This is a genomic window from Herbidospora galbida, from assembly GCF_005233835.1.
GTDB lineage: Bacteria > Actinomycetota > Actinomycetes > Streptosporangiales > Streptosporangiaceae > Herbidospora > Herbidospora galbida.
Map to the genome: position 1 here is coordinate 92,823 of NZ_SZQA01000030.1, position 21,162 is coordinate 113,984.

The following is a 21,162-nucleotide window of genomic DNA, read 5'->3' on the forward strand; positions in this document are numbered from 1 at the left end:
CGCCCCGGAAATCCCCGCTAAGCGGTGACGAGTTAGTAATCGCCGGGAAACGTCCCAGGGTGGTTGATATGCGCTTCCGCAATTCCCGAGTGCGCACCAAGGTGGTGGCACTGCTGCTGTCCCTCGCGGCCCTTTGGGGGTTCGCGGCCTGGGTCACGCTCCGGGAAGGCGTCAACCTCCTGTTCGTGAACACCTTCGACCAGGGTGTCGCGCAGCCCAGTGACGCGCTCGTGCTGGCCCTCCAGGACGAACGGCGCGCGTCGGTCGTCCAGCTCGCGAGCCGCCGCCCGCTGGCCGACATGGCCGGGCTGCGGGTCAAGACCGACCAGACCAGGGCCCACTTCGAGAGCCTGGCCAAGGGCGACGACGTCAAGTTCGCCTCCAGCCCCGACACGACCAAGCGCCTCGACGAGCTGTTCGGCCTGCTGTCCGGCCTGTCCGACATCCGCAAGGCGGTCGACCAGGGCCGCATCAACCGCGACCAGGCCGCCGACGGCTACACCAAGATGCTCGACGCCGTCTTCCGCACGTATTTCTCCGTCGCGACCCTCGACGACGACGAAATCGCGAAGGATGCTCGCACTTTCATCAGCCTTCAGCGCGCACGTGAAGTTCTTTCGCAAGAGGACGCGCTGCTCGCGGGCGCGATCGCGGCCGGCCGATTCGGCGCCGCCGAACACGCGAAATTCGTCCAGATCGTCGGAGCCCAGCGATTCCACACGGCCGAGCAGGTCAGCGAATTGCGGCCCGCCGACCGGGCCTACTTCGACACGCTGCTCGAGAGCGACGCCTTCACCCGCCTCCGCCAGACCGAGAACGCGGTGATGGAGCGCGGCCGGACCCTGGAGGCGCCGCCCGTCACCGCCGACCAGTGGCGGCAGACCACCTCGGTCGCGCTCGGCCGGATGATGGACGAGGTCCTCGCGGGCGGTGACCGGGTGGTCGAGCGGGCCACGCCGGTCGCGCTGGGCGTCATCCTCCGGCTCGTGCTGGCCGGCGGTCTCGGCCTGGTGGCCGTCATCGCCTCGATCATCCTGTCGATCACCACCGCCCGGCGGCTGGTCGCGCAGCTGGAGAAGCTCCGCGACGCCGCCCACCAGCTCGCCGACGAGCGGCTGCCCGGCGTCGTCGAACGGCTCGCCCACGGCGAGAAGGTCGACGTCGCCAAGGAGGCGCCGCCCCTGGAGTTCGGCGGCGACGTCATCGGCCAGGTGGGCCAGGCGTTCAACGCCGTGCAGGAGACCGCGATCCGGACCGCCGTCGAGGAGGCCGAACTCCGGCAGTCGATCCGCGACATCCTGCTCAGCCTGGCCCGGCGCACCCAGTCGCTCGTGCACCGCCAGCTCACCCTGCTCGACGTCATGGAGCGCCGCGAGACCGACGCCGAGGAGCTCAGGGACCTGTTCCGGGTCGACCACCTCGCGACCCGCATGCGCCGCAACGCCGAGAACCTCATCGTCCTGTCGGGCGCCAGCCCGGCCCGCGCCTGGCGGCGCGCGGTCCCGATGGTCGACGTGGTGCGCGGCGCGCTCGCCGAGGTCGAGGACTACACGCGTGTGACGATCATGCCGATGGGCCAGGTCGACCTGACCGGACGGGCCGTCGGCGACGTCATCCACCTGCTCGCCGAGGTCATCGAGAACGCCGTGTCGTTCTCGCCGCCCTACACGGTCGTGCAGGTCGGCGGGCACCCGGTCGCCAGCGGCTACGCCATCGAGATCGAAGACCGGGGTCTCGGGATGACCCAGGAGGACCTCGACGAGGCCAACGCCCGCATCCTCAACCCGCCGGAGTTCAACCTGTCGAGCACCGCCCGGCTCGGCCTCTACGTGGTCAGCCGCCTGGCCGAACGCCACGGCATCCGGGTGTCGCTCAAGAGCTCCCCCTACGGCGGCACGACCGCCGTCGTACTGCTGCCGAGCGAGCTGGTCATCGACGACCGGCCCGCCGAGATCCCCCCGGCCGAGCAGCTGCCCGAGGCCCTCCCGAGACTGGCCGAGGTCACGATGCTCGCCGCGCCCGTGGCTCAGCTCACCCAGCGCCGCCCCGAGCCCGAGCAGGACACCCCTGTCGCTCCGCGCGTCCCGGAGGCCACCGTGACCGAGTTCACCCCGTCTGGTCTGCCCTTCCGCGTTCCCCAGGCGAGCATCGCCCCGTCGCTGCGCGAGGCGGTCGACGAATTCGCCGATCCGGAGGAAGAGGACGACGAACGGTCACCCGAAGAGATCATGCGCATCATGGGCTCGTTCCAGTCGGGCACCCGGCGGGGCCGGTCCGATGCGGCCCGCAAACTCCAACAGAACGAAGGGGACGATCGGTGACCGCCGCCGACCTCGCCTGGCTCCTCGACGACCTGGTCAGCAACGTCCGGGAGGTTCGGCACGGCATCGTGCTGTCCTCCGACGGGCTGCTGCTCGCGAGCTCACGGGACCTGGAGATATCCAGCGCAGAACACCTGTCGGCGGTGGCCGCCGGAGTGCAGTCGCTGGCCCGCGGTGTGAGCGAACGCTTCGAGGGCGGCGCCGTCCGGCAGACGATCATCGAGATGCGGTCGGCCTACCTGGTGGTCACCGTCGCCGGCCACGGCGCGTGCCTCGCGGTGCTCTGCGAGGAGGACGCCGACGTCGGCCTCGTCGCCTACGAGATGGCGATGCTCGTGGTCCGCGTCGGCCAGTACCTGACGTCTCCCGCACGGTCCGCGGCGTCTTCTACGGGCAGGAGCGACCCGTGAACCCAGACGAGCAGCTGTACGACGAGCAGGTCGTCCGTCCCTACGTCATCTCGCGCGGCCGGACCGAGGCCCGCGCGAACCTCGACCTGATCTCCCTGGCGGTCGCCATCAGGCAGCCGACCGGGCTGGAGGTCGGGCTCGACCCCGAGCACCTGGCGATCGTGCGGCTGTGCCGCCGGCCGCTGTCGGTGGCCGAGATCGCCGCCGCCCTCGACCTGCCCGCGGGCACGGTCCGGGTGCTGCTCGGCGACCTGCTCGATTCGGGCTTCGTGGCCGTCCAGGACCCGCAGCCCGAGGTGGACGTACTCGACGAGCGAATGTATAGGGCGGTGCTCGATGGCCTCCGTGCCCTCTGACAAGGTGCGCATGCCCACGCCGGTGAAGCTGCTCATCGCGGGCGGCTTCGGGGTGGGCAAGACGACGATGGTCGGCGCGGTCTCCGAGATCCGCCCGCTGCGGACCGAAGAGGTGCTGACCGACCGCAGCGTCGGCGTCGACGACCTGTCGGGCGTCGAGCGGAAGACCACCACCACGGTGGCGATGGACTTCGGCCGGATCAGCGTCGGCGACGACTACGTGCTCTACCTGTTCGGCACCCCCGGCCAGGAGCGGTTCTGGTTCGTCTGGGACGAACTGGCCAGGGGCGCCCTGGGCGCAGTCGTGCTCGCCGACACCCGCCGCCTCTCCGACTGCTTCCCCTCGGTCGACTACTTCGAGCGGCGCGGCACCCCGTTCGTGGTCGCGGTCAACTGCTTCGAGGGCGCCCCGGTCTACGACCTGGCCGAGGTGAAGATGGCGCTCAGCCTGCCGCCGGACATCCCCGTCCTGCTGTGCGACGCCCGCCGTCGCGCCTCCGGCAAAGAGGTGCTGATCACCCTCGTCCAGCACGCCTACAGCAAGCGGCCGGTGGCCAAGGTCTGAGACACCGCCTCCTGGATGCGTCGGCGGACGGCTGCCTGTTCGTCGCGTTCGGTCACGACCTCGACCACCCACAGGCCGGTGCTGGGCTGCATCTCGTTCACGCCGTTGACGCGCGCGTACGGGATCTGGGCCATCGCGGCGACGTCGCGGGCGCTGACGCCGTGGGGCGTGCCGAAGAGGCGCTCGAACTCCGGCCGACCGGCCGGTTCGAGGGTCGAGAAGATGCCGCCGCCGTCGTTGTTGACGACCACGATCGTCAGGTCGGGCCGGGGCTCCATCGGGCCCATGACCAGGCCGTTCTGGTCGTGGATCAGCGACAGGTCGCCGATCAGGGCGTAGGAGGGGCCGTCGTGGGCCAGCGCCGCGCCGATCGCCGACGACACCAGGCCGTCGATGCCGGACGCGCCCCGGTTGGCCAGGATCCGCACGCCGTCGCGCGGCCGCATCGCCAGGTCGAGGTCGCGGATCGGCATGCTCGACCCGGCGAACAGCAGCGCGTTCGACGGCAGCGCCGCGACCAGGTCGCGGGCCAGCCTCGGCTCGCTCACCGGAGTGGCGTCGAGCAGCAGGTCGATCGCGTCGCGGGCGCGCTTCTCGGCCTCGTGCCAGGTGGCCGTCCAGTCGGTCGGGCCGGTCGTCTCGCCGGGGCGCACCGACGGCACGACCGCCATCGCGGTGCGGGTCGGGTCGGGGTGGCGGGCGGCGCGGGAGACCACGACGTGGCGTTCGGCCGACCGGATGTAGGCCAGCGCCGCGCGGGAGAGCCCCACCCGGCCGGAGGTGACGACCAGGCCGGGCCGGAACACCCGGGCGAACGCCGGGTCGCCGAGCAGGCTGCGGTAGGTCGAGATCGCCGCCGGGCCGCTGCGGTGGCCGCTCGTCGGCTCGGCCAGGATCGGCCAGCCGGTGGCCTCGGCCAGGCCCTCCCAGTCGTCGTCTTCTGCGCCGTCGCCGAGCACGATGACGCCGCGCTCCTCGGCCGGGAGCTCGACCGGGTCGAGGGCCGGCGCGGGCGGCGTCATGACCGTCCACGGACGGCGGTCGGCGCGGCCCTCCAGCAGCTTGTCGGCGTCGCCCGACGGGATCAGCGGGTCGCGGAAGGCCAGGTTGACGTGGACGGGCCCCGGGTCGGGGTGCAGCATGGCCGACCAGGCCCGGTCGACGGTGGTCCGCCAGTAGGGCATCTGGCCCGGTTCGGCCGCCCCCATCTCGCAGAACCAGCGCACGTGGCCGCCGTAGAGCTTGATCTGGTCGATCGTCTGGTTGGCGCCGGTCGCCCGCAGCTCCGGCGGCCGGTCGGCCGTCAGCAGCAGCAGTGGGACGCCCGACTCGGCGGCCTCGACCACAGCGGGCAGGTAGTTGGCGGCGGCGGTGCCGGACGTACAGACGAGAGCGACCGGGCGGCCCGACCGCCGGGCCAGGCCCAGCGCCAGGAACGCGGCCGAGCGTTCGTCGACCCGGACGTGCAGCCGCACGTCGTCGTTGTTGTGGAAGGCCAGGGCGAGCGCCGTCGACCGCGAGCCGGGGGAGACGACGACCTCGGCCAGCCCGCAGCGGGCCAGTTCGTCGACGACCACCCCGGCCAGCGCGGTGGAGCCGTTCCCGCTCAGAAGTGCCATGGGAACGGGCTCCAATCGGGTGAGCGTTTCTCCAGGAACGAGTCACGGCCCTCGGCCGCCTCGTCGGTCATGTACGCCAGCCGCGTCGCCTCCCCGGCGAACACCTGCTGGCCCACGAGACCGTCGTCGATGAGGTTGAACGAGTACTTGAGCATCCGCTGCGCGGTCGGGCTCTTGGCGTTGATCTTGCGGGCCCATTCGAGGGCGACGACCTCGAGCTCCTCGTGGGGCACCACCGCGTTGACCATGCCCATCCGGTGGGCGGCCTCGGCGTCGTAGGTGTCGCCCAGGAAGAAGATCTCGCGGGCGAACTTCTGGCCCACCTGGCGGGCCAGGTAGGCGCTGCCGAAGCCGCCGTCGAAGCTGGCGACGTCGGCGTCGGTCTGCTTGAACTTCGCGTGCTCGCGGCTGGCGAGGGTCAGGTCGGCCACCACGTGGAGGCTGTGGCCGCCGCCCGCCGCCCAGCCCGGCACCACGCAGATGACGACCTTGCCCATGAAGCGGATCTGCCGCTGCACCTCCAGGATGTGGAGCCGGCCGGTGGCCGGGGTGCCGTCGGCGTACTGGTAGCCGTCTTTGCCCCTGATGCGCTGGTCGCCGCCCGAGCAGAAGGCCCAGCCGCCGTCGCGCGGCGAGGGCCCGTTGCCGGTCAGCAGCACACACCCGACGTCGACCTGCTGCCGGGCGTGGTCGAACGCCTGGAAGAGCTCGTCGACCGTCTGCGGGCGGAAGGCGTTGCGCACCTCGGGACGGTTGAAGGCGATCCGAACCGTGCCCTGGTCAACCGCGCGGTGGTAGGTGATGTCGGCGAAGTCGAAGCCCTCGACGGGGCGCCACGCCTTCTCGTCGAACAGTTCAGAAACCATGCTGTCTCACTTTACGCAAGTGGGTTCGGCGAACAGATCCCGGATGGCGCCGAGCTTGGCCTCGGTCTCGTGCCACTCCGAGGCGGGGTTCGAGTCGCCGACGATGCCGCATCCGGCGAACAGCCGGAGGTCGGGTCCCTTCACCTCGGCGCACCGCAGCGCGATGCACCATTCGCCGTCGCCGCGCGCGTCCTGCCAGCCGACCGGGCCGGCGTAGCGCCCCCGGTCGAGGTTCTCCAGCTCGCGTAGCAGCGACAGGGCCTCCCGGAACGGGGTGCCGCAGACGGCGGCGGTCGGATGGAGCCGCGAGGCGAGGGTGAGCGCGTCGACGTTGTGGCTGAGCGTGCCGCTGATGCGGGTCGCCAGGTGGGTGACGTTGGCCAGTTGCAGCTCGTGCGGTTCGTGGACGTCGAGCTGCGAGCAGTGCGCCCGCAGCACGTCCTCGGCGGAGTCGGCGGCCAGTTCGTGCTCGACCGCGGTCTTCTCGGTGCCGAGGCCGATCGCCCCGCCGGGCCAGTCGGTGCCGGCCAGCACGAGCGACTTCACCATCCGCCCGAACCGGCCGGTCAGCAGCTCGGGCGAGGCGCCGACGAGCCCGTCGACGGCGAACGTCCAGCAGCCGGGGAAGCGGTCGTGCAGCCGCGAGACCGCCGTGCGCGGGTCGAACGGCCCCCCGAGCAGCCCCCGCACGTCTCTGGCCAGCACGACCTTGTGCAGCCGCCCGGCCCTGATGTCCTCGACCGCCCGGGACACCTGCTTGTGCCAGCGCTCCTCGGCGTCGGGCTCGGCCAGCCACCGTACGTTCGGCAACGGGTCCGGGACCGTTCCATCGGGATGGCAGGGGTCGCCGACCGTCGTCATCCACGACGCGCCGCCGCGCCGGGCGATCAGCACCTGCGGGATGACGAACACCGACCGTCCGGGCCCGTGGTCGAAGGTGAAGCTGCCGAACGCGACCGGCCCCGAGCCCGGCAGGCCCACCCGGTCGTCGACGTTGCGCCGCGCCAGCCACTGCCGGAACCACCGGCGGGCGTGCTCGAACCGGCCGGGCCCGCTCACCTCGAACCGGGCCGCGATCCCCCATCCGGCCATGCCCTCGTCGCCGTGCAGCCAGAGCAGGCTGTCGGCGAACGGCGCGGCGTCGATGAGCGGGCCGGGATCCTGGATCGGGACCGTCCGCACCAGCTCCATCAGGTCTCCTCTGGCCGGCGCGCCAGCACCGAGTGGACGGTGAAGGACACCGAGCGGAACCCCGGGTCGGCCATGACGGCCCGCACCTCGTCGAGCTGGTCGCGGGTGAGGCCGGTGGCCAGGAAGTGGTCTTCCAGATGGAAGCTGTTGCTGGTGAGCAGCTCCAGGCCGGGCGACTTCGGCCCCCACACCTCGACGTGGCACCACGGGTCGATCTGGGTGAACCCGGCCTGGGCGATCTCCTGCGCGGCCGAACGTCCCCACGTCGGGTCGCTGCCCACGCCGACGAGCACGGTGGCCATCGCGCGCAGGAACGTCTCGTAGAGCTCGCGGGAGCCGTGGTCGGGGGTCAGCAGGGCGGGCCAGTGGGTGACGTCGATCTCGTCGATCTGCAGCCATCCACCCGGCCGCAGCGCGTCGCGCAGCCGGGCCAGCACGGCCGCCCGCTCGGGCAGGTGGCTGAGCACCAGCCGGGCGTGGACCAGGTCGAACGCCGCCGGCGGCAGCGGATCGCGCACGATGTCGTGCCTGGTGACGGTCAGCCCGTCGTGGGCCGGGATGAGGCCCGGCTTGATGTCGGTGGCGAAGACGTGGCCGCGGGGTGCGACCCGGTCGGCCAGCCACCGCGCGACGCTGCCGCCGCCCGCCCCGATCTCCAGGCAGTTCCAGCCGTCGCCGACGCCCGTCTGGGCGAGCCGGCCGAAGGTCAGCGGGTCGAGCAGGTCGGCCAGGCAGCGGTGCTGGTCGGCCGAGTGGTCTCCGTCGTTGTCGAACACATATTGGTGCGCGAGCGCATGCGTCACTGGATTTCCCCCCCGGGAAAGACAAGCAGTCCGGTTCCGCATGCTAGGGCGTGATTACATCAGGACATCGGCAGACACTCAGAGTGATGCGCCGTTCCGGAACACGGCGGCGGTTTCGCGGAGGGCGGTGTGGTCGGTCGTGGGGTCGCCGCGCACCGCGAGAAGGTCGGCGTCGAAGCCCGGCGCGATGCGCCCCTTCCGGTTCTCGATCCGGCACACCCTGGCCGCGTCGGAGGTGAAGGCGCGCAGGATCTCCACCGGCGTCATCCCGGCCACGGTCAGCATCTCGCCGCCGTGGGTGAGGATGCCGTGGGGCTTGGGCGGGCCGATGCCCGAGTCGCTGCCGCCGACGATGGTGACGCCCGAGGAGCGCAGGAGGCGCAACGAATCGAACAGTTTCGGGATCAGCGCGGCGATCCTCGGCGGCGGGGTGACGCCCGGCGTGACCCCGACGGTCAGCGAGGCGGCGACGCCGTTCGCGGCCATGGCCGCCATGATCGCCGGGTCGGGCGCGACGTCGTCGGCGGTGAGGAAGGTGACGTGCTCGACCGAGTCGAACCCGGCCGCGACCGCCGCCGCGATGCCCGGCCCGCCGTGGGCGTGACCGGCGATCGGTAACCCGTGGCGGCGGGCCTCGTCGGCCGCCGCGTCGATCTCCGCCTGGGAGAACTGGTTGAGGTGGGAGTGGGTGCCGGGGGTCATCTCGCCGCCCGTGATCATCACCTTGATCGCGTGCGCGCCCTTCGCGGCCCGTTCGCGTACGGCCCGGCGCACGCCCTCGACCCCCTCGGCCTCGCCCCCGAGGAACCAGCAGTGCCCCTTCACCGAGGTGATCGGGGCGCCGGCGCTGAGGATCTCCGGCCCGTCGGTCATCTCCCCGGCCAGCCGGAGGGCCAGGTAGCCGCGGTCGCCCAGGTCGCGGACCGTGGTGACTCCGGCGGCCAGCTGCTGCCGGGCGTGGGCGCGCATCCGGTCGTACAGGCCCTCCCGGTCGAGCGCCGTCACGGGGTCGGGGGAGGCGTCGAAGGCCAGGTGGACGTGGGTGTCGACGAGACCGGGCAGCAGGGTGACGTCGCCCAGGTCGCGGACGTCGCCGTGCTCCGGCGCGTCGTCGAGCAGCTCGACGACCTTGCCGCCGGAGACGACGACGGCACGCTTGGCGGTCAGGTCCCGGCCGTCGAAGACGCGCCGCGCGCGAATGATGAGCATGGCCCGAATATCCGCCTGTTTCCGGGCCCGCGCATGAGTATGGGGCTACTCAGTGATCGGGATGCGCAACGAGACCGAGCCGCGCAGGTCGAGCCAGGCGTCCTTCGGCCCGCGCACGAGGGTCAGCACGACCTCCTCGCACCCCGGGCAGCGGGCGACCAGACCGGGCTCGGGCCCGTAGACGCGCAGCTCGGCCAGCGCCCCCCGCCGGCCGCAGCCCGCGCAGGTGCCGTGCGCGGTGGTGACGTCGAGGGTGAAGATCTCGCTCAGCGGCCCGGCGAGGGCGTTGCCGTCCTGGTAGTCCAGGTTCTCCATGGGTCAGCCTCCGGTGGGTCCGAAACGCTCAGTCTTGATCTTGGCGGGGTCGTGGCCCAGCTCGGTCAGCAGGTCGGCGGCGGCCTCGACGAAGCCCGTGGGCCCGCAGACGAAGACGTCGGGAGAGGTCTCCGGCGGCCAGCCGTAGGCGACCAGGTCGGCCGCGCGGATCCGCCCGGCGGCGCGGCCCGCGTCGGGCGGGGCGGTCCGGGTGTAGAGGTAGGCCACCTCGACCCCCGCCGTCACCTTCTCGAGTTCGCGCGCGTAGAACAGCTGGCCGGGATCGCGCAGCGAGTAGAGCAGCCGGAACGGCGTGTCGGACTTCCCGCGTGACCGGATCATCGCCATCAGCGGCACGATGCCCGACCCGCCCCCGATCAGCAGCACCGGCGGAGAAGAGTGGGGACGCCACACGAACCAGCCGCCGACCGGGCCGCGCAGCTCGATCTGGTCGCCCACCTCCAGCACCTCGGTCAGGTAGGGCGACACCTCGCCGTCGCCGACCTGCTGGACGGTGAGCTCGACGCGCTCCCCGTCGTCGCCATTGGCGATCGAGTAGCTGCGCTGGGCGCTGTAGCCGTCGTCGGCGGTGAGCTTCACGTCGACGTGCTGGCCGGGGAGGTGGCCGGGCCAGCCGGGCACGTCGAAGACCAGCGTCCGGGCCGTCGGGGTCTCCTGGCGGATCTCGGTGACCGTCGCCACCCGCCAGGTCAGCTGTGTTCTTCGAGGTAGGTTCGGAGTCCGAGCCGCGGCCGGCCCTCGGCCGTCCGCGTCACGTCTAATCACCCTGGTAGCGCTGCTCGCGCCACGGGTCGCCGTAGTTGTGGTAGCCCGCCGTCTCCCAGAAGCCCGGCCAGTCTTCGTTGAGCAGCCGGATCCCCTTGATCCACTTGGCCGACTTCCACAGGTAGAGGTGCGGCACCAGCAGCCGGGCCGGGCCGCCGTGGGCGGGGGCGAGCTCCTCGCCGTCGAACTCGTACACGATCCAGGCCTTGCCGTCGAGCAGGTCCTCCAGCGGCAGGTTGGTCGTGTAGCCGCCGTAGCTGTAGGCCAGGGCGTACTCGGCGGCCGACTCGACGTCCTCCATCAGGACGTCGAGGCTGACGCCCTTCCACTCGGTGCCGAACTTCGACCACTTGGTCACGCAGTGCAGGTCGACGGTCGGGGTCTCCTGCGGCAGGGCCAGGAACTCCTCCCACGACCAGCGGTGGACCTGGCCCTCGGCGGTGTCGATGGCGAACTCCCACCGGTCGAGCGGGACCCTCGGGGTGGGCCCGGCCGACAGAACCGGGAAGTCGTGGACCAGATACTGGCCCGGCGGAAGGTTCTCGTCGTGGTCTCTCGGGCGGCCCTGGAAGGCGCGCGAAATGATCCCCATAACTGGCGTCCTACCCCTTTTGCAGGAGGTTGTTGAGCTCGCCGTAGGGGAGACCTGCGGCGATCGAGGTGTACGTCCCTCCGGCCAGCAGCTCCTCGGTCGCGGCCTTGGCCACGGCGTAGGCGGCCGAGGCGACCGACGAGCCCAGGCTGATCCGGGCCACCCCCGCCTCGGCGAACGCGCTCACCGGCGGCGCTCCCGGGCCGAGCAGCATGTTCACCGGCGCGTCGATCTCCTTGACGAGCTGCGCGGCCAGTCCGGGGTCGTGCACGCCCGGGACGAAGATCCCGGTCGCGCCCGCCTCCAGGAACGCCGACGCCCGCCGCAGGGTGTCGGCCAGGTCGTCGCCGCCCCTGAGGTAGGTGTCGATGCGGGCGTTGATGAAGAGCGGCACGCCGAAGTCGTCGGCGCTCTGCCGGGCGGCGGCCAGCCGGGCCGCCTGGTCGGCGAGGCTCCGGGCGCCGTCTTCGATGTTGACGCCCACGGCGCCCGCTTCGAGGATCCGGGTGATCGTCACGGCCACCTCGTCGGGCGTGGCGCCGAAGCCGCCCTCGATGTCGGCGGTGACCGGGACCCCGACCACCTCGGTGACCCGCCTGACCGCCTCGGCGGCGCGGTCGCGGCCGAGGTTGTCGCCGTCGGGCACGCCCAGGCTCCAGGCCACGCCCGCGCTGGTGGTGGCGACCGCCTTGGCCCCCGCCGCCTCGGTGAGCAGGGCGCTGGCGACGTCCCAGGCGTTGGGCAGCAGGAGCGGGTCGCCGGGGACGTGCAGCGACCGGAAGACACGTGCTTTCTCGGTGAGAGAGGACATACGGCTCAGTAGATCAGGTTTGCAGCATCTCTTGTGAGACGTACCAGAGCCGCATGGCGAGCTCCGGGTCGACCGCGTACGGGGCGTAGCCGCGCTTCGGGCCGATGCCCGGGTAGGGCTCGGCCTCGTTGCAGTCCTCGAAGTAGCGGCCGGTGACGCCGTCGAGCAGCGGCGAGGTCGCCACCAGGACGGTGGTCGCGGCGCCCTGCGGGATGGTCTTGCCCTCCGGGCGGCCGGTGTTGTCCAACAGGTTCTGGAAGCCCTCTTCGGTGAAGTAGCGCTGGATGCCGGTGCGGATCACCCCGGGCATCACCGCGTTCACCATGATCCCGTCGCCGGCCCAGCGCCCGGCCGCGCCGACCGCGAACAGCGCGTTGGCGGTCTTCGACTGGCCGTAGGCCTCCATCGGGTCGTACTCGCGGCGCAGGTAGTGGATGTCGTCGAAGACGACCGGCGACCGCAGGTTCGCCACCGAGCTCAGCACCACCACGCGGGCTCCGGGCCGCATGGCCAGCGCCTCGTGCAGGCCCGTGGTCAGCGTGAAGTGGCCGAGGTGGTTGGTGGCGAACTGCAGCTCCCAGCCCTCGGGAGTGCGGGTCAGCGGGATCGCCGAGATGCCCGCGTTGTCCACCAGGATGTCGAGCGGCCCGGCCCACCCGGCGACGAAGTCGCGGACCGAGGTCTGGTCGGACAGGTCCAGGTGGGCGATGGCGACCTTGCCGCCGATCTCGTCGGCGGCGCGGATGCCGGCGTCGACGTCGCGGACCGCGAGCATGACCTCGGCGCCCGCGTCGGCCAGGACCCGCGCGGTCTCCAGCCCGATGCCGGAGTTGGCGCCGGTGACGATGGCGCGCTTGCCGCCGAGGTCGATGCCTTCGATGACCTCACTCGCCGTGGAATCAGCCCCAAAAGGCGTTTTAACGGTCATAACTCCGAAACTAGCGAGCGAGCCGTCAACGCCCGGTCAAGGCATCGGCACGGCCACCGGTTCCCGCTGCCCCTCCCAGGTCAGCCAGATCACCGAAGGGTGCCGGGCCGCCGGGCGCAGCAGGAACTGCCAGCTCGACCCCGGCCCGATCGCCACCTGCGCGGGCAGGTCGCCGAGGCCGGGCCCGGCCTTGCGCCAGTCGGCCGTCACCGACAGGGCGCGGTCGGTGCCGGTGTTGGTCAGCCAGCACAGCGACTGGGTGCCGCGCACCCGCGCGATCCGCCACGCCACCGCCGGCGGGCCCGGCTCGTCGAGGGTGCGCCGGTTCACCCACAGGCCGACCATGCTCAGGCCCAGCCCGCCGACCCCGACGGCCGCGCCGAGGGCGAGGTCTCCGCTCGTCAATGCGTTCACACGGCCGACATTAAGAAGGGGCGCGACCACGAGCGGGGCGAGTGACGAGACCCTTACCCCGACCTGGTCTTTTGCAGATGGCGCAGAGCGGCTGTTTCATCGCAGAAAGGTCATCATTTAACCTAGGGGCAAAGTAGGAATCGAAGGGAGACGCCGTGCGGTCACTGATCTTGCTCGGGCTCGTCGGGTTCGCGGCCCAACTCGTCGACGGCAGCCTCGGCATGGCATACGGCGTCACCTCCACGACCCTGTTGCTGGCCATCGGCACCAACGCCGCCGCCGCGTCCGCGACCGTCCACCTGGCCGAGATCGGCACGACTCTCGCCTCGGGCGTGGCGCACTGGCGGTTCAACAACATCGACTGGAAGGTCGTCGCGAAGATCGGTATCCCCGGCGCCATCGGCGCCTTCGCGGGCGCGACCTTCCTGTCGAGCCTCTCCACCGAGTCGGGCGCGCCGATCATGTCGCTGATCCTGCTCACGCTCGGCCTCTACATCCTGATCCGCTTCACCGCCTTCGGCCTGCCCAAGGGACAGCTCGGCAAGCCGATGCGCAAGCGGTTCCTGGCCCCGCTCGGGCTGTTCGCCGGGTTCGTCGACGCGACCGGAGGCGGCGGCTGGGGGCCGGTCGGCACCCCGGCGATCCTGGCCAGCGGCCGGATGGAGCCGCGCAAGGTCATCGGCTCCATCGACGCCAGCGAGTTCCTCGTCGCCATCGCCGCCTCGCTCGGCTTCCTGGTCGGCATCGGCTCGGAGAACATCGACTTCGCCTGGGTCGGCGTGCTGCTGCTCGGCGGCGTCATCGCCGCGCCGATCGCCGCCTGGCTGGTGCGGCACGTGCCGCCGCGCATCCTCGGCTCCGCCGTCGGCGGCCTGATCATCCTCACCAACGTGCGCACTCTCCTGCGCAGTGACTGGATCGCCGCCTCCAGTTCGGTCCAGACGGTCGTGTACGTCGTCCTCGCGCTCGTCTGGGTGGGGTCGGTCGTCTACTCGGTCGGCGAGCACCGCAAGACGAAGGCCGCCGAGACCGAACTGACCCCGGCGGCCTGACCGTCAGGAGCCCAGCCGCACGGCGATCCGGTCGATCACCAGCATCGCCACCATCGTCAGCCCGGCCAGCGGGAACAGGATCCCCAGCACGGCGAGCAGGGCCGCCACGCCCCACGTGGTGCGCCCGTTCGCCGGGCGGCGGGGCGCGCCGACCGAGCCCTTCGGACGCCGCTTCCACCACATCCAGACGCCGGTCACGATCAGCCCGATCAGCGCCAGGCACGCCCCGAGCATCACCAGCAGGTTGACGACGCCGTAGCGGCGGCCCTCGTGGATCGCGATGCCCAGCTCGACGGCCTTGGCCATCACGCCGTACTCGTTCCAGCCGTAGTCGGTGAGGATCTTCCCGCTGTACTGGTCGACGTGCAGGGTCTGCCCGGCCGACGGGTCGCGATAGTGGTCGGTGACGACCGTGTAGACGCCGGTCGGCTCGGCGGGCAGCAGCATCTTCAGGTCGCACTGGCCGGGCGGGCAGTCGCGGATCGCCGGGCGGGCCGCCGCCAGCGCCGCCTCCAGCGCGATCGCGCCCGGCTGGAGCACGCCGCCGCCACCGCCGTGGTGCGCCTCCGACTCCGGCACGGGCAGGTTCTCGGCCGCCCAGGGCACCTTCGCGTCGGGGTGGTGCGACAGGTCGCCGCTGAGCGTCGACGTCGAGGTCACCTCGGGGTAGCCGGAGTCGAAGTAGGCCTGGGCCTTGTTCACGTAGTCGCCCCAGAAGCCCGACCAGGGCAGGCCCGACAGCACGAGAAACACGATCGCCACGCCGGCGCCGACGCCGGTCCACATGTGCAGCCGGCGCAGCGAACCGCGCGTCTTCTTCTTGGGGGCGGCGCGCTTCCTGGTCGTCCACCACATGTAGGTGCCGGTCGCGATCAGGATCAGCGACCAGCACGCGGCCGTCTCCACGATCCGGTCGCCGACGACCCCGGCCATCAGCTCGCCGTGGATCTTGCGAACCGCCGCCATGAACGTGCCGGCGTCGTCGACCACGCCGAGGACCTTGCCGTCGCCCGGGTCGACGTACACGGAGATCCCGTCGGCGAACGGGCCCGGGTCGGCGCCCTGGAAGATGATCCGCGTCGACCGGTCGGGGCCCGAGGGCGGGATCACCGCCCTGATGTCGACGCCCGGCTTCACGGCCTGTGCCGCGGCGACCTGATCGGCGAGCGGCACCGGGTCCGCGACGGCGGCCACCTCCCGCACGTCCTGCTGCGACCAGGCCTCGAAGGGCTGCTTGAACAGGTAGATGGAGCCGGTCACGGCCATCACGAACAGGATCGGGGCGACGAACACCCCGGCGTAGAAGTGCCACCGCCACAGCAGACGGTAGTTGTGTGTTGACGCTTTAGGGTCGGTTTCGGGCGTCGTCGGACGCACGTCGATCGAGGTCATGGTTTCTCGCTCCGGGGTTGAGAGGTCGACGGGTTCAGCGGGCGGGCTGAACCGGTGGACCCCTCCGCCGGAGAACGGAGGTGAGGAACCGCCCGTCCGGGACGGCCTCCGCCGCGCGCCGGAACACCACGGGCCCGACGGCCGGGACGCGGGGGCGCAGCAGCACGAGGAGCCGCGCCACCAGAAGGTGGAGCAGTTCGGCCAGGGCGCTCTCGCCCCGTGACAGCCAGGCCGCCGACAGCACCGCGACCACGCCGTGCGCGACGGCCATGCCGAGCGTGGCCGCCGCGCCGCCGGTGTGGTGGTCGGCCGGAGGGGTCACGGCTCCCAGGGCGAAGAGGTGGTGCATGCCGTACTGGAACAGGAAGCAGAACCCGAGCAGGGCCGCGCCCGAGAGACGGCGGCGGGCCAGCGCGAAGGCGACGCAGCCGGTCGAGACGGTCGCGGCGCCGATGAGCGGGAGGTGGACCGGGGAGCCGCCGGCGAGCAGGTGCATGGCCAGAGACGCGAGCACGCACACGACGGCGAACAGCGCCGCGCGTGCGACGCGTAATCCGGGCCCGCCGATGTCCACGACCGCAATGCTCCCAGAAACGATCAGAGAGGCAAGGCCTCAAACTCTCACGAGCGGAGATACGCGACAGAGGCCCCGGCCGTTCGATGAAACCTTCACCGGGCCGACCGTCGCACCGCCCCCGGCGTCTCCGCCACCGGGCTGCCGATGAGGCCGCCCGCATCCTCCTCACCGGGGGATGCGGGTGGCTCTTTCAGCGGAAGGCCGCCGCGTTCTCCTGGACCCAGTCGGCGAAGGTGCGGGCCGGGTGGCCCGTGACCTCCTCCACCGTCGGGAGGACCGTGCGGCCCTGGACCGGGGGGTCGGTGCGGACCTGGAGCATGAAGGCGACGTCCTCCTCGCCGAAGCCCCATGACGTCCAGACGGCGACCATCTGGTCGGCGGTGAGTTCCTCGAAGCGGATCTCGCGGTCCAGGACCTTCGACAGCACCGCCACCTTCTCGGGCGCGGTCAGCGCCTCCGGGCCGGTGAGCCAGTACTCCTTGTCCTGGTGGCCGTCCTGCGTCAGGGCGCACGCGGCGACGTCGGCGATGTCCGACTCGTGGATCATCGAGCTCGGCATGGCGGCGAAGCCGTCGCGGACGACGCCCTCCGCCTTGATCGAGTCTGCCCATTCCAGGACGTTCGACATGAACTCGACGGGGGCCAGGCAGGTCGGGCGCAGGCCCGCCGCGCGGAGGGCCTGTTCCAGGGGGTCGGCGGTGAGGGAGCCCTGCAGCAGGGTCACCCGGGTCAGGCCGCGGGCCGCCTCGGCGATGGCCGCCGGGTCGCCCGCGAAGGTGATGAGGTGGGCGGCCGTCACGCCGTCGAAGAGGCCCGCCGGGTTCGCCAGGTCTCCCCGAACGACCTCCACCCCGTCCGGCAGCGCCGCTCGCGCGGGGTCGCGGGTGAGGGCGCGGACGTCGTGGCCCTCCGCCAGGAGCCGGTTCACCAGGGGGCGGCCGACGTTGCCGGTGGCGCCCGTCACCAGGATGCGTGTCATGCCGCCGACCCTAGGAACCCCTGCGGTCAGGTCATGACCTCAATTCGACTCGGCCCGGCCCTTCCGCCAGTAGCCCATGAACGCCACCGCCTTCCGGTCGAGACCTCGCTCGCCGACCAGGTGCCGCCGCAGCGTCACGACCACCGCGGCCTCCCCGGCCAGCCACACGTAGCAGGCCGCCGGGGGCGCGTCGGGGATCTCCCACAAAATGTCGACGTCGACGTCGACGTCCTCCACCTGCGCGGGGGCGGCCGGCGGGATGAGGCGGGCCGCCGCCGCCTTCACCTCGTCGATCAGCAGCGAGCCGTGGTCGGCGCCGTTCCTCGGGAGCCAGGTGACCCGCATTCCGGCGGGCGCGGTCTCCTTCTGTACGTCCGCCGTCTCCGGCACCTCCATCAGCGCCTCCCCGGTGATGTGCGGGGGGAGCTGCTCCAGGATGCGGGTGATGGCCGGGACCGCCGTCTCGTCGCCGGCCAGCAGCAGGTTGCCCCCGTCGGCGGGCAGCTTGAACTCCAGCCCGCCGTAGGGGCCGCCGTGCCGGGAGTCGGGTCCCCACAGGGCGCAGCGGTCGTCCTCCTGCACGTCGGCGGCCCACCGGGCGGCCGGGCCGAGGTGGCCGTCGTCGGCGTGCAGGACGATGTCCACGTCCACCTCCGCGACCGAGGGGCGGACGGCGCGGACGGTGTAGGTCCGGATCGGGTTCTTCTGATCGTCGGGGAGGGCGCGGTAGCGGGCGTGCCAGTCGGGGCCGTCGGGGAACAGCAGCGTCCCGTACTCGGGGATCGGGACGACCAGCTTGATCCGCTGGTCGTAGCCGGGGTCGGCGAAGTGCTCCAGGTCGTCGCCGGTGAAGGTGACGCGCAGGAACGCCGGGCTCAGCCGCTCGACGCGGCGGACGCGCACCTGGAAGACGTGCCAGGGGTCGTGCATGTCAGGACTCCTGTCCCGCTCGTGACCGCCACAGCAGCCAGACGAAATACGGTGTGCCGAGCATGGCGGTGACCAGTCCGGCGGGGATCTGGGCGGGGGCGATGACCGTCCGTCCCAGGGTGTCGGCGAGGCTGACCAGCAGCGCGCCCAGCAGGGCCGCGACCGGCAGGACCCGGGTGTGCCGGCCGCCCACGAGGGCGCGGGCGGCGTGCGGGGCGACGAGCCCGACGAAGCCGACCACGCCGATCGCCGAGACGGCGGTCGCGGTCAGCAGCACCGCGCCCGCCAGGGCGGTGAGGCGGGCCGGTTCGACCGGCACCCCCAGGATGCGCGGCGTGTGCTCGTCGAGCGAGAGCAGGTCGAGTTCCCGGCGCTGCCCGGCCACCAGCGGCACCACGACCGCCAGCGCGATCGCCACCGGCAGCAGCTGCAGCGGGGTCCGGCCGTAGGTCGAGCCGGACAGCCAGGTCAGCGCCGTGGCGGTGTTCCACGGGTCGGTCTCGACGATGATCAGCACGGTCAGCGCCGTGCCCGCCGAGGCGACCGCGAAGCCCATCAGCACCAGCCGGTCGGAGCTCAGGCCGCCCTTCCATGCCAGGCCGTAGACCAGCGCGAACGCCACCAGCGCGCCCAGCCCGGCGGCGCCCGTGACGGCCCACAGCCCGGCCGCCGGGGCGAACGAGATGATCGAGATCGCGCCGACCCCCGCGCCCGAGGTGATGCCGAGCACGCTCGGTTCGGCCAGCGGGTTGCGGCAGACGGCCTGGATGATCGTGCCGGCCACCGCGAGCGCGGCCCCGGCCAGCACCGCCGCCAGGACGCGGGGATAGCGCTGGTCGAGCACGAACGTGATGCCCATGTTCGTACGGCCCTGCAGCCACAGGCCGATGTCGCCGGTCCGCAGGAAGGTGTCGCCGAGGAGCATGCCGAGCACGACGGCCCCGGCTAGCAGAGCCGTACCGCCGAGGACGAAGGCAGTGAAGACGGCGCGGGAGCGGTGGGCGGCGGCCCGGATGCCGGGCGGGCGCCGGGCCGGGCCGCCGTCGCGGTGCCGCCGGGCCAGGTAGACCATCACCGCGGCGCCGACCAGCGCCGTCACCACGCCGGGCGGCACGTCGACCCCCGACTGGCCGCCGAACAGTGCCCGCAGCGACACGTCGGCGGCCAGCACCACCAGCACTCCGGCCAGGCCGGAGAGCGGGACCAGATTCCGGTGCGCCAGCAGGCCGGGCAGCCACCGCCCGGCCAGCCGTACGACCACCGGCGCGCACAGCCCGACGAAGCCGACCGGCCCGGCGATCACCACGGCCGCACTGGCCAGCAGCACCGCGAGCAGGGTCACCCCGAACCGCAGCCGGCGCACGTTGACGCCGAGCACGGTCGCGCCCTCGCCGCCGAGCCCGAGCACGTCGAGCCGGGGCCCGAGGAGGACCCCGGCGGCCAGCGCGAGCACGATGACCGGCGCGACCTGCGTCACGACCGACAGGTCCTTCTGCGTCAGCGCGCCCGAACCCCAGGCGTACAGGCCCGTCGTCTCCTGCTGGAACAGGATCATCATCAGGTTCGTCAGCGCCGTGAACGCCAGCGCCGCCGCCGACCCGGCCAGGATCAGCCGGGTGGTGCCGCTGCGCCCGCCCGCCGAGACGGCCATGACGAGCCCGGCCGCCGCGAGGCCGCCGAGGAATGCCAGCCCGCCCGACGGCAGGGTCGGCAGGTTGACGCCCAGCGCCGCGGCGGCCACCACGGCGAGGTAGGCGCCGGAGGAGACCGCCAGGGTGTCGGGCGAGGCGAGCGGGTTGCGCGAGATCGACTGGAGCAGCGCCCCGGACGCGCCGAGCGCCAGCCCGACCGCGATCGCGGCCAGCAGGCGCGGCAGCCGGGAGGCCAGCAGCACGCGCATGGCCTCGTCGCCGGTGTCGAGCAGGTCGAACAGCCCGACCGAGGAGGTGCCCTGGGTGAGGTGCACCGCCGCGACCACGACGATCGCGGCCACGGCGGCGGTGAAGACGCCCGCCACCCCGAGACGGGGGGCGGCGGGGGTCACGACGGTGGTGGTCAAGCCGTGTAGGCCTTCACGAGCGCGTCGGCGTACTGGGCCACCGAGAGGGGGCCGCCGAACGTCCAGATGCCGTCGGGCAGCTTGGTGACCTGGCCGCTCTTGACGAAGGGCAGGGAGGTCCAGATCGCGTTGTTCTTGAGGTCGTCGGCGAAGACGTCGGCGCCGTCGCTGGCGTTGTAGAAGAAGCGGATCTTCTCGTCCTTGAGCGGGCTCAGGCCCTCGACGTCGGTGGTGCCCAGGCCCCAGTCGGGGTCGACGTCGCCGGTCCAGGCGTTGCGCAGGCCGATGGCCTCGGCGGTCTCGGCGACCAGGGCGCCCTTGCCGAACATCCGGATCGACACGCTGCCGCCCTCGGACCATCCGTCGGCCATGGCGAACGGGCTGCCGGCGTGCCCGGCGGCCTCGATGGCCGACTTGGCGGTGGCGAACTTCGCGTCCATGTCGGTGAGCAGCCGGTCGGCCTCGGCCTCCTTGCCGACGGCGGTCGCGATCATCTTCAGGTCGGCGCGCATGCGGCCCAGGTTGTCGGTGGCCGACGAGCCCTTGGGCACCAGCACCGGGACGAACTTCTCCAGCTGCGCCACGATCGGGCTGTTGGCCGCGGCCTCCATCACGATGAGGTCGGGCTGCAGGGCGACGATGGCGTCGACGCTCGGCTCGCCACGGGTGCCGACGTCCTTGACCGACGGGTCGAGCGGCGCGGCGGTGACCCAGGTGGCGTATCCCTTGACGTCGGCCGCGCCGACCGGCATCACGCCGAGGCCGACGAGCATCTCGATCTCGCCCCACTCCAGGCCGACCACCCGGGTGGCGGGCTTGGCCAGCTTGACCTCGCGGCCGAGGCCGTCGGTGATGGTGATCGCCTGGGCCTGGGTCTCGGAGGCGGCGGGGGCGGCGGAGGGGGCTGCGGCGGGCTCGGTCGTCCCGCACGCGCCCAATCCCAGGACGGCGGCGATGAGGAGCGCGGTGCGCAGGGGCTTCATTGAA

Annotated in this window: 22 protein-coding genes; 5 read left to right on the forward strand and 17 right to left on the reverse strand. The window is 72.2% G+C overall.

From position 1 onward, the window contains the following. Window positions 1-68: 68 nt before the first annotated feature. Genes FDA94_RS27215 through FDA94_RS27230 form a run of 4 tightly spaced genes read left to right on the forward strand, consistent with a single transcriptional unit; the run spans window position 69 to window position 3,652 of the window. Window positions 69-2,321 (forward strand): sensor histidine kinase, encoded by a 2,253-nt coding sequence (locus FDA94_RS27215; protein WP_137249917.1) that lies wholly within the window; start codon window positions 69-71, stop codon window positions 2,319-2,321. Beyond that, window positions 2,318-2,731: a roadblock/LC7 domain-containing protein gene (locus FDA94_RS27220; RefSeq protein ID WP_137249918.1), complete on the forward strand. Its 414-nt coding sequence runs from the start codon at window positions 2,318-2,320 to the stop codon at window positions 2,729-2,731. Before FDA94_RS27215 ends, FDA94_RS27220 begins: the two co-directional genes overlap by 4 nt. Continuing rightward, window positions 2,728-3,087, forward strand: a complete 360-nt coding sequence (locus tag FDA94_RS27225; protein WP_030452107.1) for a DUF742 domain-containing protein — start codon at window positions 2,728-2,730, stop codon at window positions 3,085-3,087. Before FDA94_RS27220 ends, FDA94_RS27225 begins: the two co-directional genes overlap by 4 nt. Then, complete coding sequence (locus FDA94_RS27230) at window positions 3,068-3,652, forward strand: GTP-binding protein (protein ID WP_137249919.1); 585 nt, start codon at window positions 3,068-3,070, stop codon at window positions 3,650-3,652. Before FDA94_RS27225 ends, FDA94_RS27230 begins: the two co-directional genes overlap by 20 nt. On the opposite strand, the gene menD is transcribed toward FDA94_RS27230, so the two are convergent. From menD to FDA94_RS27285, 11 genes are all read right to left on the reverse strand, one after another. After that, entirely contained in the window at window positions 3,622-5,271 is a 1,650-nt protein-coding gene (menD, locus tag FDA94_RS27235; protein ID WP_137249920.1) for a 2-succinyl-5-enolpyruvyl-6-hydroxy-3-cyclohexene-1-carboxylic-acid synthase, read from the reverse strand. The two genes, FDA94_RS27230 and menD, sit on opposite strands and share 31 nt — an antisense overlap. Beyond that, window positions 5,259-6,137, reverse strand: a complete 879-nt coding sequence (locus FDA94_RS27240; RefSeq protein WP_137249921.1) for a 1,4-dihydroxy-2-naphthoyl-CoA synthase — start codon at window positions 6,135-6,137, stop codon at window positions 5,259-5,261. Before FDA94_RS27240 ends, menD begins: the two co-directional genes overlap by 13 nt. A 6-nt stretch (window positions 6,138-6,143) precedes the next feature. Continuing rightward, on the reverse strand, window positions 6,144-7,328 hold the full coding sequence (locus FDA94_RS27245) for an isochorismate synthase (protein ID WP_137249922.1): 1,185 nt from the start codon (window positions 7,326-7,328) through the stop codon (window positions 6,144-6,146). Continuing rightward, window positions 7,328-8,131 (reverse strand): class I SAM-dependent methyltransferase, encoded by an 804-nt coding sequence (locus FDA94_RS27250; protein ID WP_246060181.1) that lies wholly within the window; start codon window positions 8,129-8,131, stop codon window positions 7,328-7,330. The genes FDA94_RS27245 and FDA94_RS27250 overlap by 1 nt, the downstream gene beginning before the upstream one ends. 78 nt (window positions 8,132-8,209) lie before the next feature. Next, window positions 8,210-9,340 carry an amidohydrolase family protein gene (locus tag FDA94_RS27255; protein ID WP_137249924.1) on the reverse strand — a complete coding sequence of 377 codons (1,131 nt, stop codon included), beginning with the start codon at window positions 9,338-9,340 and terminating at the stop codon, window positions 8,210-8,212. A 45-nt stretch (window positions 9,341-9,385) separates the two neighbouring features. After that, window positions 9,386-9,655, reverse strand: coding sequence for a DUF6510 family protein (locus FDA94_RS27260; RefSeq protein ID WP_137249925.1), 270 nt, complete (start codon window positions 9,653-9,655; stop codon window positions 9,386-9,388). A gap of 3 nt (window positions 9,656-9,658) precedes the next feature. After that, window positions 9,659-10,357 carry a ferredoxin reductase gene (locus FDA94_RS27265; RefSeq protein ID WP_137249926.1) on the reverse strand — a complete coding sequence of 233 codons (699 nt, stop codon included), beginning with the start codon at window positions 10,355-10,357 and terminating at the stop codon, window positions 9,659-9,661. A gap of 76 nt (window positions 10,358-10,433) precedes the next feature. Further along, window positions 10,434-11,033, reverse strand: coding sequence for a molybdopterin-dependent oxidoreductase (locus FDA94_RS27270; protein ID WP_137249927.1), 600 nt, complete (start codon window positions 11,031-11,033; stop codon window positions 10,434-10,436). A gap of 10 nt (window positions 11,034-11,043) precedes the next feature. Next, the gene (locus tag FDA94_RS27275) at window positions 11,044-11,844 is read right to left on the reverse strand and encodes an isocitrate lyase/PEP mutase family protein (RefSeq protein ID WP_137249928.1); all 801 of its coding nucleotides are present in this window, start codon (window positions 11,842-11,844) and stop codon (window positions 11,044-11,046) included. Window positions 11,845-11,857: 13 nt separating this feature from the next. Beyond that, complete coding sequence (locus FDA94_RS27280; RefSeq protein ID WP_137249929.1) at window positions 11,858-12,772, reverse strand: SDR family NAD(P)-dependent oxidoreductase; 915 nt, start codon at window positions 12,770-12,772, stop codon at window positions 11,858-11,860. Between the two features lie 36 nt (window positions 12,773-12,808). Beyond that, entirely contained in the window at window positions 12,809-13,186 is a 378-nt protein-coding gene (locus tag FDA94_RS27285) for a hypothetical protein (RefSeq protein WP_137249930.1), read from the reverse strand. A 155-nt stretch (window positions 13,187-13,341) separates the two neighbouring features. On the opposite strand from FDA94_RS27285, the gene FDA94_RS27290 reads away from it, so the two are divergent. Beyond that, window positions 13,342-14,238 (forward strand): sulfite exporter TauE/SafE family protein, encoded by an 897-nt coding sequence (locus tag FDA94_RS27290; RefSeq protein ID WP_137249931.1) that lies wholly within the window; start codon window positions 13,342-13,344, stop codon window positions 14,236-14,238. Between the two features lie 3 nt (window positions 14,239-14,241). On the opposite strand, the gene FDA94_RS27295 is transcribed toward FDA94_RS27290, so the two are convergent. From FDA94_RS27295 to FDA94_RS27320, 6 genes are all read right to left on the reverse strand, one after another. Beyond that, window positions 14,242-15,630 (reverse strand): PepSY-associated TM helix domain-containing protein, encoded by a 1,389-nt coding sequence (locus FDA94_RS27295; RefSeq protein WP_137249932.1) that lies wholly within the window; start codon window positions 15,628-15,630, stop codon window positions 14,242-14,244. Between the two features lie 34 nt (window positions 15,631-15,664). After that, on the reverse strand, window positions 15,665-16,204 hold the full coding sequence (locus FDA94_RS27300; protein ID WP_137249933.1) for a hypothetical protein: 540 nt from the start codon (window positions 16,202-16,204) through the stop codon (window positions 15,665-15,667). A 193-nt stretch (window positions 16,205-16,397) separates the two neighbouring features. Beyond that, window positions 16,398-17,186, reverse strand: a complete 789-nt coding sequence (locus tag FDA94_RS27305) for an SDR family oxidoreductase (RefSeq protein WP_137249934.1) — start codon at window positions 17,184-17,186, stop codon at window positions 16,398-16,400. Between the two features lie 39 nt (window positions 17,187-17,225). Next, on the reverse strand, window positions 17,226-18,116 hold the full coding sequence (locus tag FDA94_RS27310) for a siderophore-interacting protein (RefSeq protein ID WP_137249935.1): 891 nt from the start codon (window positions 18,114-18,116) through the stop codon (window positions 17,226-17,228). Window position 18,117: 1 nt separating this feature from the next. Beyond that, window positions 18,118-20,175, reverse strand: a complete 2,058-nt coding sequence (locus tag FDA94_RS27315) for an iron ABC transporter permease (protein ID WP_137249936.1) — start codon at window positions 20,173-20,175, stop codon at window positions 18,118-18,120. Further along, entirely contained in the window at window positions 20,172-21,158 is a 987-nt protein-coding gene (locus FDA94_RS27320) for an ABC transporter substrate-binding protein (protein ID WP_137249937.1), read from the reverse strand. Before FDA94_RS27320 ends, FDA94_RS27315 begins: the two co-directional genes overlap by 4 nt. Window positions 21,159-21,162 lie beyond the last annotated feature (4 nt).